At 69.7% G+C, this 16093-nt stretch carries 13 protein-coding genes and 1 tRNA gene; 11 read left to right on the top strand and 3 right to left on the bottom strand.

Going from position 1 to position 16093, the window contains the following annotated elements:
• Positions 1 to 65: 65 nt before the first annotated feature.
• Positions 66 to 1637 (bottom strand): MFS transporter, encoded by a 1572-nt coding sequence (locus tag ACFRAQ_RS23670; RefSeq protein WP_379103056.1) that lies wholly within the window; start codon positions 1635 to 1637, stop codon positions 66 to 68.
• Between the two features lie 78 nt (positions 1638 to 1715).
• Between ACFRAQ_RS23670 and ACFRAQ_RS23665 the strand changes: the two genes are divergently transcribed.
• From ACFRAQ_RS23665 to ACFRAQ_RS23645, 5 genes are read left to right on the top strand one after another with little or no spacing between them, the layout of a single operon-like run.
• A complete protein-coding gene (locus ACFRAQ_RS23665) occupies positions 1716 to 2282 on the top strand; it encodes a TetR/AcrR family transcriptional regulator (protein ID WP_379103054.1) in 567 nt (188 codons plus the stop codon).
• A gap of 10 nt (positions 2283 to 2292) precedes the next feature.
• Entirely contained in the window at positions 2293 to 3168 is an 876-nt protein-coding gene (locus ACFRAQ_RS23660; RefSeq protein WP_379103052.1) for a hypothetical protein, read from the top strand.
• Positions 3165 to 4211 (top strand): DUF4129 domain-containing protein, encoded by a 1047-nt coding sequence (locus tag ACFRAQ_RS23655; RefSeq protein ID WP_379103050.1) that lies wholly within the window; start codon positions 3165 to 3167, stop codon positions 4209 to 4211. The genes ACFRAQ_RS23660 and ACFRAQ_RS23655 overlap by 4 nt, the downstream gene beginning before the upstream one ends.
• 20 nt (positions 4212 to 4231) lie before the next feature.
• Positions 4232 to 5233, top strand: coding sequence for an AAA family ATPase (locus tag ACFRAQ_RS23650; RefSeq protein WP_379103753.1), 1002 nt, complete (start codon positions 4232 to 4234; stop codon positions 5231 to 5233).
• A 3-nt stretch (positions 5234 to 5236) separates the two neighbouring features.
• Positions 5237 to 6556 (top strand): DUF58 domain-containing protein, encoded by a 1320-nt coding sequence (locus tag ACFRAQ_RS23645; RefSeq protein WP_379103048.1) that lies wholly within the window; start codon positions 5237 to 5239, stop codon positions 6554 to 6556.
• On the opposite strand, the gene ACFRAQ_RS23640 is transcribed toward ACFRAQ_RS23645, so the two are convergent.
• On the bottom strand, positions 6534 to 7346 hold the full coding sequence (locus ACFRAQ_RS23640; protein ID WP_379103045.1) for an RDD family protein: 813 nt from the start codon (positions 7344 to 7346) through the stop codon (positions 6534 to 6536). The genes ACFRAQ_RS23645 and ACFRAQ_RS23640 overlap by 23 nt on opposite strands.
• Positions 7347 to 7448: 102 nt before the next feature.
• On the opposite strand from ACFRAQ_RS23640, the gene ACFRAQ_RS23635 reads away from it, so the two are divergent.
• Complete coding sequence (locus tag ACFRAQ_RS23635) at positions 7449 to 8510, top strand: stage II sporulation protein M (RefSeq protein WP_379103043.1); 1062 nt, start codon at positions 7449 to 7451, stop codon at positions 8508 to 8510.
• A 686-nt stretch (positions 8511 to 9196) separates the two neighbouring features.
• On the opposite strand, the gene ACFRAQ_RS23630 is transcribed toward ACFRAQ_RS23635, so the two are convergent.
• Positions 9197 to 9282, bottom strand: a tRNA-Leu gene (locus ACFRAQ_RS23630).
• 260 nt (positions 9283 to 9542) lie between these two features.
• Here ACFRAQ_RS23630 and ACFRAQ_RS23625 point away from each other — a divergent pair.
• The 5 genes from ACFRAQ_RS23625 (at position 9543) to ACFRAQ_RS23605 (ending at position 16080) form a co-directional block, all read left to right on the top strand.
• Complete coding sequence (locus ACFRAQ_RS23625) at positions 9543 to 10937, top strand: FhaA domain-containing protein (RefSeq protein ID WP_379103041.1); 1395 nt, start codon at positions 9543 to 9545, stop codon at positions 10935 to 10937.
• Positions 10938 to 11145: 208 nt separating this feature from the next.
• Positions 11146 to 11613 carry an FHA domain-containing protein gene (locus ACFRAQ_RS23620; RefSeq protein WP_213558686.1) on the top strand — a complete coding sequence of 156 codons (468 nt, stop codon included), beginning with the start codon at positions 11146 to 11148 and terminating at the stop codon, positions 11611 to 11613.
• Positions 11610 to 13124 (top strand): protein phosphatase 2C domain-containing protein, encoded by a 1515-nt coding sequence (locus ACFRAQ_RS23615; RefSeq protein ID WP_379103038.1) that lies wholly within the window; start codon positions 11610 to 11612, stop codon positions 13122 to 13124. The genes ACFRAQ_RS23620 and ACFRAQ_RS23615 overlap by 4 nt, the downstream gene beginning before the upstream one ends.
• The gene (locus ACFRAQ_RS23610) at positions 13124 to 14590 is read left to right on the top strand and encodes an FtsW/RodA/SpoVE family cell cycle protein (protein WP_357274952.1); all 1467 of its coding nucleotides are present in this window, start codon (positions 13124 to 13126) and stop codon (positions 14588 to 14590) included. Before ACFRAQ_RS23615 ends, ACFRAQ_RS23610 begins: the two co-directional genes overlap by 1 nt.
• Complete coding sequence (locus ACFRAQ_RS23605) at positions 14587 to 16080, top strand: peptidoglycan D,D-transpeptidase FtsI family protein (RefSeq protein WP_379103036.1); 1494 nt, start codon at positions 14587 to 14589, stop codon at positions 16078 to 16080. The genes ACFRAQ_RS23610 and ACFRAQ_RS23605 overlap by 4 nt, the downstream gene beginning before the upstream one ends.
• The last annotated feature ends 13 nt before the right edge of the window (positions 16081 to 16093 follow it).

The following is a 16093-nucleotide window of genomic DNA, read 5'->3' as shown; positions in this document are numbered from 1 at the left end:
AACGCGCTGTGGCCCGGAATGTTTCACGTTGAACACGGAAACATCCGGGCCACAGCCTTTTTCGACTACGCCACCGCGGTCTTGCGAGTCGCCGCGCGGTAGGCGACGAACGCGGTCAGCAGCAGGATGACCGCCGTCGACGTGGCAGCCACGTGGATGCCGCTGACGAACGCCGTGTGCGCCGAGTGCAACAGCTCCCCGGCCGCGGGTTCCGGTAGCGCCCGGGCGGTTTCGATGGCGCCACCCAGCGACTCGCGCGCCGCGTCCGCCTGACCCGACGGCACGTGCGTCAGGTCCAGACCGCCGCGGAAGACGGCCATCACGGCACTGCCCAGCACCGCCACACCCAGGGCGATACCCATCTCCATCGCGGTCTCCGAGATGGCGGCGGCATTGCCCGCGCGCGCCTCCGGCGCGGTGCTCACGATCATGTCGGCCGACACCGTCAGGGCCACACCCTCACCCAGTCCGATCAGCAGGAAACCGACGATGAACGGGGTCACCGAACCCGAGGGATCGGTGGGCAGCAGCCAGTACAGGCCCGCGCCGAGCGCGACCGTCGCCAGCGAGCCCGCGAGCACGGTCGCCGGACGCCAGTACCGGACCAGCCAGGCCGCGGCGAGCGCACCCAGCATGGAGCCGACCGTGCCCGGGATCAGCAGCAGGCCGGCCTCCAGCGGTGACTTGCCCAGCACCAGCTGCAGGTACTGCGAGCCGAAGAACAGCACCCCGGCCAACGCGAACACCGACAGCAGGTTGGTGAACACGGCGGCCCGGAAGGCGGGCAGCCGGAACAGGTCCAGGTCGATGAGCGGAGCCGACAGCCCGCGCTGACGACGCACGAACAGCACGCCCGCCGTCACACCGACACCGGCACTGATCAGCAGGTTCAGGCTCGGACCGTGGGCGGCGAACTCCTTGACCGCGTACACCACCGGGATCAGGGCCAGCATCGACAGTCCGGCGCTCACCAGGTCGAAACGGCCCGGGTTGGGGTCGCGCGATTCCGGTACCAGGATCGGTGCCAGGACCAGCAGCAGCGCCATGACGGGCAGGTTCACCAGGAACACCGAGCCCCACCAGAAGTGCTCGAGCATCCAGCCGCCGAGCAGCGGGCCGAACGCCGCGCCGGAGGCGGCCATCGCGCCCCAGACCGAGATGGCCAGGGTGCGCTGGCGGGCGTCGGCGAACATGGACCGGATCAGGCCCAGGGTGGCGGGCATCAGGGTCGCACCGGCGACACCCTGCAGGACGCGGGCGGCGATGAGCATTTCGGGGCTGATCGCCCAGGCGGCGAGCGCCGAGGCGGCCGCGAATCCGGCCGCGCCGATGAGCAGCAGGCGACGGCGGCCGATGCGGTCGCCGAGGGTGCCCATGGTGACCAGCAGGCCGGCCAGCACGAACGAGTAGACGTCGATGATCCAGAGCAGCTGCGGGGTGGTGGGCGCGAGGTGCGCGGTGATCGAGGGGACCGCCAGGTCGAGCACGGTGGCGTCGACGGCGATCAGCAGCAGCGCCAGGGCCAGCACGGCGAGGCCGGCCCAGTCCCGGGGCCGGGCCTTGGGCGCGGCGTGCGGGGTCACGGGCCGGTCGAGGGTCGAAGGAGTTCCGGAACGCGCGGTCGAGTGGGTGGTCATCAGCTTTCTCTTTCGGTTCTGAACCGTCCAGACGGTACAGTAACAGCCTGAACCGTCCAGCCGGTACAGTCAACCCCCGTGACCACCCGCGACCCCGCCGGCACCCGCGACCGGATCCTCGACGCGCTCGAGAACCTGCTGCTCGACAAGGGCCTGTCCCAGGTGACCCTGGAGAACGTCGCCGCCACCGCGGGCGTCTCCAAGGGCGGGCTCCTCTATCACTTCAAGAGCAAGGACGCGCTACTCGCCGGACTGCTCCGCCGCGTCACCGAACGGGCCGACCAGCAGGTGCGCGCCGCGATCGAACAGGGCCGCTCGGTGGCCGAGTGGTACCTGCAGGCGCCGCACCCCGACAACGAATCCGACGCCGTCGAACTCGCGCTGTACCGCTCCATGCTCGCCGCCATGCGGACCGTCGACGCCCCGGCCGACGGCGCCCAGGCCGAGACCGACCGGGCCATCACCGAGGTGATGACCTCCTGGAAGACGGCCCTGGACAACGAGATCGACGACCCGGTGCGGGCCGAGATCGTGCGGCTGGTCGGCGACGGCGTCTACCTGCGCGCGCTGATGGGAATGCCGCCGATCGAACCGGACATGTATCGCCAGGTCGTCGCCCGGCTGCTGGGGCCCGAGTCCGGATAGACTCGGGCCCGTGTTGCCGACCGCCGCCGACTCCGTCGGTTCGCCGACCGGCTCGGTGGGGGAACCGACTTCGACCGAACCGCCGGTTGTTCCGATTCGCCCGATGCAGTTCCGGGAACTGCTGGACCTGCCGTTCGCGCTGATCCAGGCCCGGATCACGATCCTGGCGGCCCTGGTCGGGGTGGCCTGGGTGGCCGCCGTGCTGGTGGCCGTCGCGGGTACCGCGGCCGCCGCGGCGATCACCGGTGATTCCGACCTCGGAACCTTCTGGGGTGCGCTGCTCACCAGCCTGCTGTGCGCTTGGGGGCTACGGTTTTTCGTGCGCGGGGTGACCGTGCCGGCCGGACTGGATGTCGTGTACCGCAGGCCCTCCACCTGGCGTGGCGTGCTGCGGCGGATGCGCTCCGGAGCCGGACCGCTGCTCGCCTACCAGGTGATGTACACGCTGATCGGGGTCGGCGTGCTGGCCGTGGGCGCTCCCCTGATGTTCACCGCGCCGTTCGCGGTGATCTGGCTGGCCTGGCTGCGTGGACGGCGATTCGCGCTGGCGCCCAGCGTCTTCGACGGCTCGATCGGCTACCGCGACGCCGCCCGGCGGGCGAAACTGCTTGCGGGCGGCGCGGAATGGCAGCTGGTCGGGCTGTGGCTGTACCTGCGCCTATTGCTGCTGGTGCTCATCGTGCCGCTGCTGGCGTTGCCGCGGTTCATCACCGACTTCTCCGGCACCCACCGCGGGACGGTGACGGTGCTGATCGTCTCCGTGGCTCTGCTCATCGTGGCGATCGGCGAGCTGGTGGAATCCGCCACCCAGGTCGTGACCTATGTGGACCGGCGCTGCCGCCGCGAAGCCTGGGACATCCGGGTACCCACGGGAGGGGCCCGATGACCGAGATTCCGCACGCCGCACCGCCCGAACCCGCGCTGGGCCCGGCCGCCGCGCACCTGGCCGCGGCCGAGGAGGCCGCCCGGCGCGGCGACTTCGGGGTGGCACTGCGTGAACGGTATCGCGCCGTCACCCGAGGTCTGGAACAGCGCGGCATCCTCGACGAGGAGCGGGCGCGCACCGCGCGGGAGACGGCGCGGGCCGCCACCGCGGCCGTGCGCGACGCGGGTGAACTGCCCTCGGCGGCACACAGTTTCGACGAGGTCGTCTACGGCGGCCGGTACGCCACCGAGTCGGAGTACCGGCAGCTCGAACAGGCCGACCGGTTCTCGAGCGCGCCGCCGCCCAAGGACGGGCCGGTCGAGCTCACCGAGAAACGCAAGGTACGCAAGACCAAGACCGCCAAGGACAAACCCGCCCGGGAGCGCCCGGAACTGCCGGAGCTGCTGCGGGATTGGCGACTGTGGGCGGCGCTCGCCGCGCTGCTGGCGGTCGTCGCACTGGTGTACGTGGTCACCCATGCCGGGCACACGCCCGCACCGCCGCCCCATCCGGACACGCCGCCGACACATCCGCCGACCCCGAGCCGGGAACCGGACCTGCCGCCGCCGAACTTCGGTGACGGCGAGGACTCCATCTTCGAACGGCTGCCGGGCTGGCTGGCCTTCGGCGGTCTGCAGTTCCTCATCGCCTGGGTCGCGGTGCTGTGGTGGCGCGGCCGTAGGCGCGGCGCCATCGTGCGCGAACCGTTGCCGGTCGAGGCCCCGGCCCAGGAACTGCTGGCCGGACAGGCCGGGCTGTACCGGAAATCCCGCGACCACGACCATGTGGCCGCCAAACTGCGGGCGGCGGCGCTGCGCCGGCTGCGCCCCGTGCTCGGCGTCACCGCCGACACCCCGGAGGAACTGGTGGTCGGGGCGATCGCCGTCCGCACCGGCGCGGACCCGGCTGTCCTCCGCGCCGCCCTCTACGCCCCCGTCACCGACCGGGAGACCCTCGAACTCGTGGCGGCACAACTCGAATGGATCGAAGCGGAGGTCTTGTGACCAACCTGTCCAAGGACGTGGTGGACGCCCACCACGACGGCACCCCGGCGACCGACGGTCAGGCGCCGACCACGCAGGACGCGCAGCAGGCGCTGCTGGCCCTGCGCGCCGAGATCGGCAAGGCCGTGGTCGGCAACGACCACGCCGTCATGTTCCTGGTGCTGGCGCTGCTGTGCCGCGGCCACGTGCTGCTGGAAGGCGTTCCGGGCGTGGCCAAGACGCTGCTGGTGCGGGCCCTGGCCACCGCCTTGGACCTGGAGCACGCCCGCATCCAGTTCACCCCGGACCTGATGCCCGGTGACGTCACCGGCTCCCAGATCTACGATCCGCACTCGGCCGAGTTCACCTTCCGCCGCGGCCCGGTGTTCACCAACCTGCTGCTGGCCGACGAAATCAACCGCACCCCGCCCAAGACCCAGTCCTCGCTGCTGGAATCGATGGAGGAGCGCCAGGTTTCGGTGGACGGCGTGCCGCAGCCGCTGCCGGACCCGTTCGTGGTGGTCGCCACCCAGAACCCGATCGAGCAGGAGGGCACCTATCCGCTGCCGGAAGCGCAGCTGGACCGGTTCCTCTTCAAGGTCGACGTCCAATTGCCCGGGCGCGACGACGAATTCCGCATCCTGCAACGGCATGCCGCCGGCTTCGACCCCCGGGACCTGGCCGCCGCCGGACTGCGGCCGGTAGCCGGTCCCGCGCACATCGCGGCTGCCCGCGCCGCGGTCGCCCAGGTCGCCATCAGTCCCGAGGTGCTCGCCTACACCGTGGACCTGTGCCGGGCCACCCGCACCTCCCCCGCCGTGGCGCACGGCGCGTCCACCCGCGGCGCGACCGCGCTGATGGCGGCCGCGCGGGCCTTCGCCTGGTTGCACGGCCGCGGCTACGTCACCCCCGACGACGTGAAAGCCGTTGCGACGCCGGTGCTGCGGCATCGACTGCACCTGCGGCCCGAACACGAGGTGGAGGGCGTCACCGCCGAGGGCGTGCTGGCCTCGCTGCTGATGTCCGTCCCGGTTCCGGTGTAGCCGGTGGTCGTCACCGGCCGCCTGGCCGCCGCCGCGGTGCTCGCGGCCCTGTTCGTCACGCTGGTGCTGCCGTCGTGGCTCGGCGTACTGGTCGCCACGCTGGCGCTGGCCGCGCTCATCGGGCTCGATCTGCTGCTGCTGGGATCGCCGGGCGCGCTCGAACTCTCGCGCGAGCCGCTCACCAGCGTGCGCACGGGCCGCAGCATCGACGTGGAACTGGCGGTGCTCAACGGCGGCGCCCGGCCGGTACGCGGGACACTGTGGGACGACTGGCCGCCCAGCGCCCACGCCCGGCACCGCACGCATCCGTTGCACCTGCCGCCCAACACCAGGATTCGGCTGCGCACCGAACTCACCCCCGCCTATCACGGCGACCGGGTGGCCGGTCCGGTGACGCTGCGCCTGCTCGGGCCGCTCGGCCTGGCCGGACGCCAGGTGCGCCGCGAGGTGCCCGCCCGGTTGCGGGCGCTGCCGCCGTTCCGCAGCGAACCGCTGCTGGCCTCCAAGGTCAAGCAGTTGCAGCAGCTGGAAGGCCGCAACACCACCACGATTCGCGGCCAGGGCACCGAATTCGATTCGTTCCGTGAATATGTCGCGGGCGACGACGTGCGCACCATCGACTGGCGGGCCACCGCCCGCGCCAACGACGTACTGGTCCGCACCTGGCGGCCGGAACGCAACCGGCACGTGGTGATGCTGCTCGACACCGGACGGGTGAGCGCGGGCCGCATCGGCTGCGCCGACAGTGCACCCGGTGGCGGCGGCACCCGCCTCGACGCCGCCATCGAAGCCGCCCTGCTGCTCGGCGGGCTGGCCGCCGCCGGGGGCGACTCGGTGGACCTGCTGGCCTACGACCGGCGGCTGCGCACCGAGGTGCGCGGCGTCGGCGGAAAACGCCTGCAGCTCAAGCTGATGCACGCCCTCGCCGGACTCACCCCCGAACTGGCCGACACCGACTACCGCGGCATGCTGCGCGCCACCCTGCAACGGGCCCGCCGCCGCAGCCTGGTGGTCTGGTTCACCCACCTCAACGCCGCCACCGTGCAGGAGGGCCTGCGGCCGGTGCTGCCGGTCCTGGCCGAACGGCACCGGGTGCTGGTGGTGTCGGTGACCGACCCGGAGGTGGCGGCCGCCGCCATCCACCGCACCGGGCTGACCGACCTCTACACCGCCGCGGCCGCCGAGAACGTGATCGCGGAGGAGTCCGTGGCCCGGGAGACCCTGCGCCGCGCGGGCGTCCGCGTCATCACCGCGCCGCCGGACCTGCTGCCCGGGGCGCTCGCCGACGAATACCTCGAACTCAAACGGACCGGAGCGCTGTGACCGGCGAGGGCGGGGTGACCGGCTGCCACCGGGGGAAGGACGGCGGCGGCAACTGCCGCCGCTGCCGCTCGGCCAGCACCGCGCCCAGGATCTGCAGCGGCGGATAGCCGTTCAGGGGCGCGGTGCGCAGGCTCGCGCACACCGAGACCACCAGCGCCCGGCCCAGCCGATCCTGCACGTCGGGGGTCAGGGTGCGGAACCGCAGCAGGTACTGCCGCACCGCGAACGCCTGCTCGTCGGAGAGCCCCGACAGGTCCAGCTGCCGCGCCCAGCCCGCCAGCCACGGCGGCGGCGCCGCCAGCGCCGCGAACGGCAGGCGGCTGCGGTCGTGCACCACCACGGTGCCCGCCAGCGCGTCCCCGACCCGGCGGCCCTGCGGCGAGCACAGCGACACCACGACGGCGATCAGACCGGTGCCCAGCACCCAGAAGTCGACGATCCCGGCCAGGCCCCGGGTCACCGCGTGCTTGAAGTCGACGGGCCCGCCGTCGGCGCGCACCACCCGCAGCCCGACCGCCATCTTCCCGAGCGAACGCCCGCGGGTGAGGGTCTCGAACACCACCGGATATCCGATGGCCGCGCACACCAGGGCCACCAGCAGCGCCGCGTCCAGCCAGGCGGCGTCCGCGCCGATCCACACCAGCAGCGCCCGGAACAGCAGGATCAGCGTCACACCCAGCATGAACTGCACGATCAGGTCGAGCAGGAACGCCGCGGCACGCGTCGGAATCCGCGCGATGGGCAGTTCGACGGCTACAGCCTCGCCGGTGGTGAAAAGTGCTCTGCCCATGTGCCCTCCGCTTCGCTCCGGGCCGCGAACATGTGAACGTTGATCAGCGAGTCGGAATCGTGTGGTTAGCATTTTGTCAGCCGAAGTGCGGGAGGGGAACTCATGGATCTGGACGCGTACACCTTCGTTCACCGGCCTTCCTGGGATCGGCTGGATCGGCTGGCGTCGCGGAGCAAGCGGCTCAGTGGGGCGGAGGCCGACGAGCTGGTGCGGCTGTACCGGGTGGCCTCACAGCAGCTGGCGCGGTTGCAGACCCGGGAGGCCGATCCGGAGCTGATCGCCGGGCTGTCCGCGGTGCTGACCCGGGCGCGGGGACGGATCCTGAGCGCGCGCATCGACACTCCCCACGAGATCGGGTACTTCTTCACGCACCGCTTTCCGGCCGCCGTGTACCGGGCCTGGCCGTGGTGGTTGTCGGTGGCGGCGGTGTTCCTGCTCGGCGCGGCGGCGCTCGGCGCGGCGGTGGCCAATTCCGAGACGACACGCAAGCGTCTCGGGCTGAACATGGATACAGACGCCTTGACGAAGCCGGGCGGCGAATTCGAGACCTACTACTACGAGCACTCGCACGACGCGTTCGCGGCGAAGGTGTGGACCAACAACGCGTGGGTGTCGGCCATGGCGCTGTTCATGGGCGTGCTCGTGCTGCCCGCGCTCTACCTGTTGTTCATGAACGCGCTGAACCTCGGCGTCAGTGCCGGGCTGATGGCGGAGGCGGGACGACTGGAGCCGTTCTTCGGCTGGATCCTGCCGCACGGAATGCTCGAGCTCACAGCCATTTTCGTGGCCGGCGGGGCGGGCCTGAAGCTGGGCTGGACGTTGATCGACCCGGGCCGGGAGAGCCGCCCGCAGGCCCTGGCCCGGCAGGGACGCGCGACGGCGGTGATCGCGCTGGGTCTGGCCGGGGTGCTGCTGGTGTCGGGATTCCTGGAGGGCTTCGTGACGCCCAGCGGATGGCCCACCGCGGTGCGGGTCGGGATCGGGGCGGTGGCCGAACTCGGTTTCCTGGCCTACGTATTCGGGCGTGGTCGCCAGGCCGTGCGAGAGATGGACGACACAGCGCGAGCGTTGGACGACGCGGCGCGGGAGTCGGGCCCGGAGCACATCACGGGCAATTCGATCGGGAACCATCCGGAACCGGTTGTGAGAGTGGCGACTTCCTAGTCGCGAGCACCGTTCGGATTGAGTTCCACTGGCCGCAGCGAGTCCGGCTCAGCTGCGGCCAGCGTTGCCGTTGACTCTACACAATCGTTATGGCTACGCAACCTCCGACTTGCCCACCGGGCGTATAACGCGACCAGGCGAAATGCGCCCTCCCCGTAGGGAACCCGGCACCATCGCTAATTCTCGGCATACCCTTTGCGGGCGGTCTGCGGAGGGCCTCGAAACTATCCTCGCGGTTGCGTTTCAGGACCCGTTTCAACCCATTGCGCGCGATGCGTTTCGAACGCCGTCATCCGGTTTGCGAAAAACTCGCGAATTCTCCGCTCACCACCGGTTCAACCCCCGTTAAGCTGGCGTTTCGTCCCAGCTCAGCGTGATTGCCAAGCAGTCGCTTGGGGTCAAACAAACCTCAAGTTTGTTTCGAATGGTTTTAGCTAAATGATCATCAGGCAACGCTGGACAGTAATCGGGCGCATACCCGAGGCGACATCCTCCGGCAAACGATTTTCACCCCTCGCGAGGCCCAGAAACGGCCCCTGGCAACGTCTCTCGAAACCCACCCCGGACAGGGTGTGCGACCTTCGTCACATCCATGGATACCCGGATGAGCCGGACAGGCCGGACGGGAACCCGAGTCCGGACAAAGAAGAAGGCCCCCGATCCGGTGGGATCGGGGGCCTTCCTCGTGGTGGGCGAAGGGGGACTTGAACCCCCACGTCCTTACGGACACTGGCACCTGAAGCCAGCGCGTCTGCCATTCCGCCACTCGCCCGAGCGACGAGAAGAACGTATCACGGGGTTTGCACCAAAACGAAATCGCCTGGTTATCGGGGGTGCGCATGCTTCGTGGCGCAGTGGGTACGCCCCGGGAACCTGGGCTCGCCGCCAAGAGTTACAGGTGTGGACGATCGTGGATATCATGCAAAGACCGTGTCCCTCCGGCGACACGCCATGCCTGCGTGTTGCATTCCGGGACGCTCCGCGCACGACTATTGGCAGGTCAGAAACGACACGACCCGGGAAGGAGGGGCGATGGGGTTCGTTTCCCGCTTCGAGCGCCGCCTCCAGGGTGCTGTCGGTGATGTCTTCGCCCGTGCGTTCGGCGGCAGTGTGGTTCCCCAGGAGGTGGAGGCCGCACTGCAGCGTGAGGCCGGCGACCACGTCCAGGATCTGGGCGGGGGGCATCTGCTGGCTCCCAACAGCTACGTCATCACCGTCAACGAGACCGATCTCCGGCAACTCGTCCACGGTGAAGGCCAGCCGGACCAGCAGGTCGCCACGGAGGATTACCAGCTCACCGTGCGTGCGTTCGCCAAACATCTGCAGGACCACATCCGTGAGCAAGGGTGGCAGACCTACGGCGAAGTGCACGTGGAGTTCGAGGCATCCCCTACGCTGCACACCGGACAGTTCAGGACGCGCGGCCGGGTGGATCCGGACGCGGGCAGGCGGGCCAGCCCGTCACCGGGACCTGAACGCCCACAACGACCCAACCCGCAACCAGGAGCTGGCCCCATGACGCAGAACTCAGGCTACGACCCCAGCCGTGAGCCCGCGGAGTCCGATCCGCGGAACCGCGGGTACGCGCCCCCGCCTGCGGGCCGCCCCGGTCAGCAGGGGTACGGCGAGTACGGCTACGGCCAGTCCGAGCAGGGCTATGGCGAGTACCAGAACGGCTACGACTACCAGCAGCAGGGCGGCGGCTACGGCGCCCAGCAGCAGGGTGGGTACGCCGAGCAGGGCTACGGCCAGCAAGGCGGGTACGGCGCGCCCGATCAGGCCTACGGCCAGCAGCAGGGCTATGCCGACCAGCAGGGCTACGGCCAGCAGCAGGGCTACGAGCAGGGCTACGGCGACCAGCAGGGCTACGGCCAGCAGCAGGGTTACGCCGACCCGGGCTACGGCCAGCAGCAGGGCTATGGCCAGCAGGGCTACGAGCAGGGCGGCGGCTACGGCGGCCAGCAGCAGGGCGGGTACGCCGATCAGGGCTACGGCCAGCAGCAGGGCTATGCCGATCAGCAGGGCTACGGGCAGCAGCAGGGCTACGAGCAGGGCTACGGCGACCAGCAGGGCTACGGCCAGCAGGGCTACGACCAGCAGCAGGCGGGCTACGGCGCGGCCCCCGCGCGGGGCGCGTCGGGCTACTCGGCGACGCTGCAGCTGGACGACGGCTCCGGCCGCACCTACCAACTGCGAGAGGGCAGCAACATCATCGGCCGTGGGCAGGACGCGCACTTCCGACTGCCGGACACCGGGGTTTCCCGGCGGCACATCGAGGTTCGCTGGGACGGCCAGACCGCGATGCTCTCGGACCTCGGTTCGACCAATGGCACGCTGGTCAACGGGTCTCCCGTCCAGGATTGGCAGCTGGCCGACGGGGATGTCATCCGCGCCGGGCATTCCGAGATCCTGATCCGGATCGTCTGATCCCGTAAGCTCGCGGTGCAGGTCACGATATGACTAGGAATTCCTCGGTCGTATCGTGATCGCAACCGGTCGACGGCCCTATGATGCTGCCATTACGCGCGGCGGACTCTGGCCGCGCTGACACGCAACACACCGGTTGGGGGTCACGGAGCCATACCTCCGTAACTGCCCCGTACCTACGACACGGTCGAACAGGAGGTGGAGCACCGTGCAGGGACTGATCCTGCAATTGACCCGTGCGGGGTTCCTGCTGCTGTTGTGGCTGTTCGTGTGGGCGGTGCTCCGGACCCTGCGCAGCGATATCTACGCGGCTTCCGGCCTTCGGGTCGCGCCTCGGGCCGCAGGCGGTTCCGCGGTGCTCCCATCTTTTCGCCGGGGCCAGAAGGGCGCCAAATATCTCGTGGTGACTCAGGGTTCTCTCGCCGGCACTCGTATCTCACTCGGCCAGCAGCCGGTGCTGATCGGGCGCGCGGACGACTCCACACTGGTCCTCACCGACGACTACGCCTCCACCCGCCACGCGCGACTGTCTCCGCGCGGTGAGGATTGGTACGTCGAGGATCTCGGTTCCACCAACGGGACCTACCTCGACCGGTCGAAGGTCACCACTCCGGTCCGAGTCCCACTCGGCACCCCTGTCCGTGTCGGCAAGACAGTGATCGAGCTGCGATCGTGACACTTGTTCTCCGCTACGCAGCGCGCAGCGACCGTGGTCTCGTCCGAGCCAATAACGAGGACTCCGTCTACGCCGGTGCGCGACTGCTCGCGCTGGCGGACGGCATGGGCGGCCACGCCGCCGGTGAGGTCGCCTCGCAACTGATGATCGCCGCCCTGGCGCATCTGGACGACGACGAGCCCGGCGACGATCTGCTCGGCAAGCTGAATCGTGCCGTGCACGAAGGCAATGCGTCCATCGCCGACCAGGTCGAGGAGGAGCCGGAACTCGACGGCATGGGCACCACGCTCACCGCCATCCTGTTCGCCGGCCGCAAACTCGGCCTCGCCCACATCGGCGACTCCCGCGCCTATCTGCTCCGAGGCGGTGAACTGGCCCAGATCACCCGCGACGACACCTTCGTGCAATCGCTGGTGGACGAGGGACGAATCACCCCGGAGCAGGCCCACACTCATCCCCAGCGCTCGCTGATCATGCGGGCGCTCACCGGCAACGAGATCGACCCCACCCTGGTGGTGCGCGAGGCCCGTGCCGGAGACCGCTACCTACTGTGCTCGGACGGCCTGTCCGACGTGGTCAGCGACGAGACCATCGCCAACACCCTGCGCGAGGGCACCACCGACGAGGCGGCCGACCGGCTCATCGAATTGGCCTTGCGCAGTGGCGGTCCCGACAACGTGACCGTGGTGGTCGCCGACGTCATCGATCTGGACTACGGCCAGAGCCACCCCATCGTGGCGGGCGCGGCGTCCGGCGAGGACGAGGACACTCCCCCGCCGAACACCGCCGCCGGCCGGGCCGCCGCCATGCGCCCGCCGCGGGCCACCCCGCGCCGCGCGGTGGCGCAGCCCGAACCCGAGCCGCCCAAGAAGAGCCACAAGCTGCGCTGGCTGGCGCTGTCGCTGGCCCTGCTGGTGGCCGTCGGCGCGGGTCTCACCGTGGGCTACAACATGATTCGCAGCAACTACTACGTCGGCGTGGACGGCGAGAAGGTGGTCGTGCTGCGCGGCCTGCCCGGTTCGGTGCTGGGCTACTCGATCCGCGATGTGGATCAGGTCGGATGTGTCACCCGCGCCGGTGAATTGACGCTGGCCGCTCCCGGCGACAAGTTCGCCGCCGGTTGTGTCTCGCTGACCCGTGAGGCGCTGCGCCCCAGCGGCCGGGATTCGGTCGACAAGGGTCTGCCGCCGGGCTCGCGCGACGACGCCATCAAGCAGATCCGCATGCTGGTGTCGACCGAGCTGCTGCCGCCCTGCGACACCAAGGCGCAGGCCCCGAGCACCCCGACCACGACTCCGGCCCCGCCCGCCGACCCGAACCAGCCGGGCGCCTCGGTCACCCCCACACCCGCCGCACCGACCGCCGTCCCCGGCGGCCTCAGCGGCGGCGAACGGACCGGCGAGAACCACCCGCTGGAGCACAAGTCCGAGCAGCCGAGCCCGCCGGCCACCACCGTTCCCACCACCACGGCACCGCAGAACCCGGGGCAGAACTGCAGGACGGCGGACTGATGTCCGCACCGGCACCGCCGTTCACTGGGGCCTTCCCCAGTCCACCCGGCGGATTCGCTCCTGCGCCGCCGCCCGCCACCCGGCGCAATGTCGAGTTGCTGCTGTTGGGGCTGGCGGCCCTCATCACCACCGTGTCCTTGGTGTTGGTGGAGGCCAGTCAGGAGCAGGCGATCACCTGGGAGATCGCCAAACTCGGTGCCGCGTACCTGGCCCTGTTCGGCGTCGCGCATCTGGCGGTGCGGCGGTTCGCGGCGTTCGCGGATCCGCTGCTACTACCGATCGCGGCACTGCTGAACGGGTTGGGCCTGGTGGTGATTCACCGAGTGGACCTAGCGCAGGCCCAGGACGCCGCCTTCGCCAACCTGCCCATCCCCTCCCCCGACGCCAACCAGCAGGTGCTGTGGACGGGGTTGGGGATGGTGGTCTTCATGGGGTTGTTGATCGCGCTGCGCGACTACCGCAGCCTGGCCCGCTACTCCTACACGGTCGGCCTGCTCGGGTTGGTCGCGCTCGCGCTGCCCGCGCTGCTGCCGGACCGGTACTCCATGGTGAACGGCGCGAAGATCTGGATCCGGCTGCCCGGCTTCAGCGTTCAGCCCGGTGAGTTCGCCAAGATCGCGCTGATCGTGTTCTTCGCCGGAGTGCTGGTGTCCAAGCGCGACCTGTTCACCGGCGCGGGCAAGCACGTGTTCGGTATGGAGTTGCCGCGCATGCGCGACATGGGACCGATCCTGCTGGTGTGGGTGGTCTCGGTGGGTGTGCTGGTGGTCGAGAAGGATCTGGGCACCTCGCTGCTGATCTTCGCGACCGTGCTGTGCATGCTCTACGTCGCGACCGAGCGAGTGGGCTGGGTCGCGGTCGGGCTGGTGCTGCTGACCGTCGGATTCGTGTTCGCCTACAACGCGTTCGGGCATGTGCGGGTCCGGGTCTCGACCTGGCTGCACCCGTTCGACGACTACTCCAGCACCGGCTACCAGATCTCGCAGTCGCTGTTCGGCCTGGCCACGGGCGGTCTCGCGGGAACCGGTCTGGGCAGCGGGAATCCGTCGAAGGTGCCGTTCGCGAAGACCGACTTCATCATCGCCGCCATCGGCGAGGAGCTAGGCCTGATCGGCTTGGCGGTGATCCTCGTGCTGTTCTGCATCCTGTCGGTGCGCGGCATCCGCACCGCGCTGGCCATCCGCGACAGCTTCGGCAAGTTGCTCGCGTCGGGGCTGGCCTTCACGATTGCCATTCAGGTGTTCGTCGTGGTCGGCGGAGTCACCAAGTTGATTCCGCTGACCGGGTTGACCACCCCGTTCATGTCGTACGGCGGTTCGTCGCTGCTGGCGAACTACGTCCTGCTGGGAGTGCTGATCAAGATTTCCGACGCGGCCCGCCGCCCGGCGCCCGCCCGCAAGCGGGCCGAGCCGATCGCGGACGCGTCGACGCAGATGCTGCGCAAGGTCGAGGGGGGTGCCGGGTGAACACGCCTCTGCGCCGGGTGGCGCTGGCGGTGATGGCGATGATCGTCGCGCTGCTGATCAACGCCACCTACGTGCAGGTCCAGATCGGCCCGATCGGCAAGGCCGACAGCCTGCGCAACGACCCGCGCAACGATCGCGTGCTGCTCGACGAGTACGCCCGCCAGCGCGGCCAGATCTCCGCGGCCGGAACGGTGCTCGCGAGTTCGGTGGCCACCGACGACCGCTACAAGTACCTGCGCACCTACCCGACCGATCCGATGGCCTACGCGCCGGTGACCGGCTTCTACTCGCTCCAGAACGGCAACAACGGACTCGAGCACACCGAGGACTCGGTGCTCAACGGTTCGGACAACCAGCTGTTCGGGCGGCGGCTCATCGACCTCATCTCGGGCCGGGATCCGCGCGGCGGCAATGTGGTGACAACGATCAACCCGCTCATGCAGAAGGTCGCCTACGAGCAGCTGACCTCGAAGAAGCTGACCGGGTCGGTGGTGGCGATCGAGCCGAGCACCGGGCGCATCCTGACCATGGTGTCCACCCCGTCCTACGATCCGAACACCCTCGCCGGGCACGACGCCGGCCGGGTCGAGGACACCTACAAGCAGCTGGACAAGGACACCGGCAAGCCGCTGATCAATCGCGCCGTGTCCACCACCTACCCGCCGGGCTCGACGTTCAAGGTGGTGGTCACCGCGGCCGCGCTGTCCAACGGCATCGCGAAACCGGAGGACCAGTTCACCGCCGCGCCACGGATCACCCTGCCCGGCACCCAGACCACGCTGGAGAACTACAACGGCAGCCACTGCGGTCCCGGCGACAGCCAAACCGCTTCGCTGACAGAGGCTTTCAAGTACTCGTGTAACACGGCTTTCGTGGAACTCGGTATCAAGGTGGGGACGGCGAAACTCAAGGACGAGGCGAGCGCGTTCGGGATCGGCAAGGATCTGCACAACAGCATCCCGATCCCGTGGACCGACAGCACCGTGGGCGACATTCCCGACAACGCGGCGCTGGGCCAGAGCAGCATCGGACAGCGCGATGTGGCCCTGACCCCCTTGGACAACGCGGTCATCGCGGCCACCATCGCCAACGGCGGCGTGCGGATGAAGCCCTACCTGGTCGACCAGTTGCAGGCGCCGGACCTCAGCACGCTGAGCACCACCAAACCGACCTCGGTGGGCCAGGCGGTCACCCCCCAGGTGGCCACCCAGATCACCAATCTGATGATCGAGTCGGAGAAGAACACGCAGGGAGGGACGCAGCCGCGCCCGTATCAGATCGCGTCGAAGACCGGAACGGCCGAGCACGGCTCGGATCCGCGCAACACCCCGCCGCACGCCTGGTACATGGCGTTCGCACCGGCGCAGAACCCGAAGATCGCCATCGCGGTGATCGTCGAGAACGGCGGCGACCGGGCCCTGGCCGCGACCGGCGGCTCGGTGGCAGCACCGATCGCGCGGGCCGTGCTGGACGCCGGGCTGGGGGGCTGAGAGACATGAGAGT

The sequence above is a fragment of the Nocardia sp. NPDC056611 genome (genome assembly GCF_042792755.1).
GTDB lineage: Bacteria > Actinomycetota > Actinomycetes > Mycobacteriales > Mycobacteriaceae > Nocardia.
The sequence above is the reverse complement of the archived record's forward strand: the minus strand, read 5'-3'. Positions and strand labels throughout refer to the sequence as shown.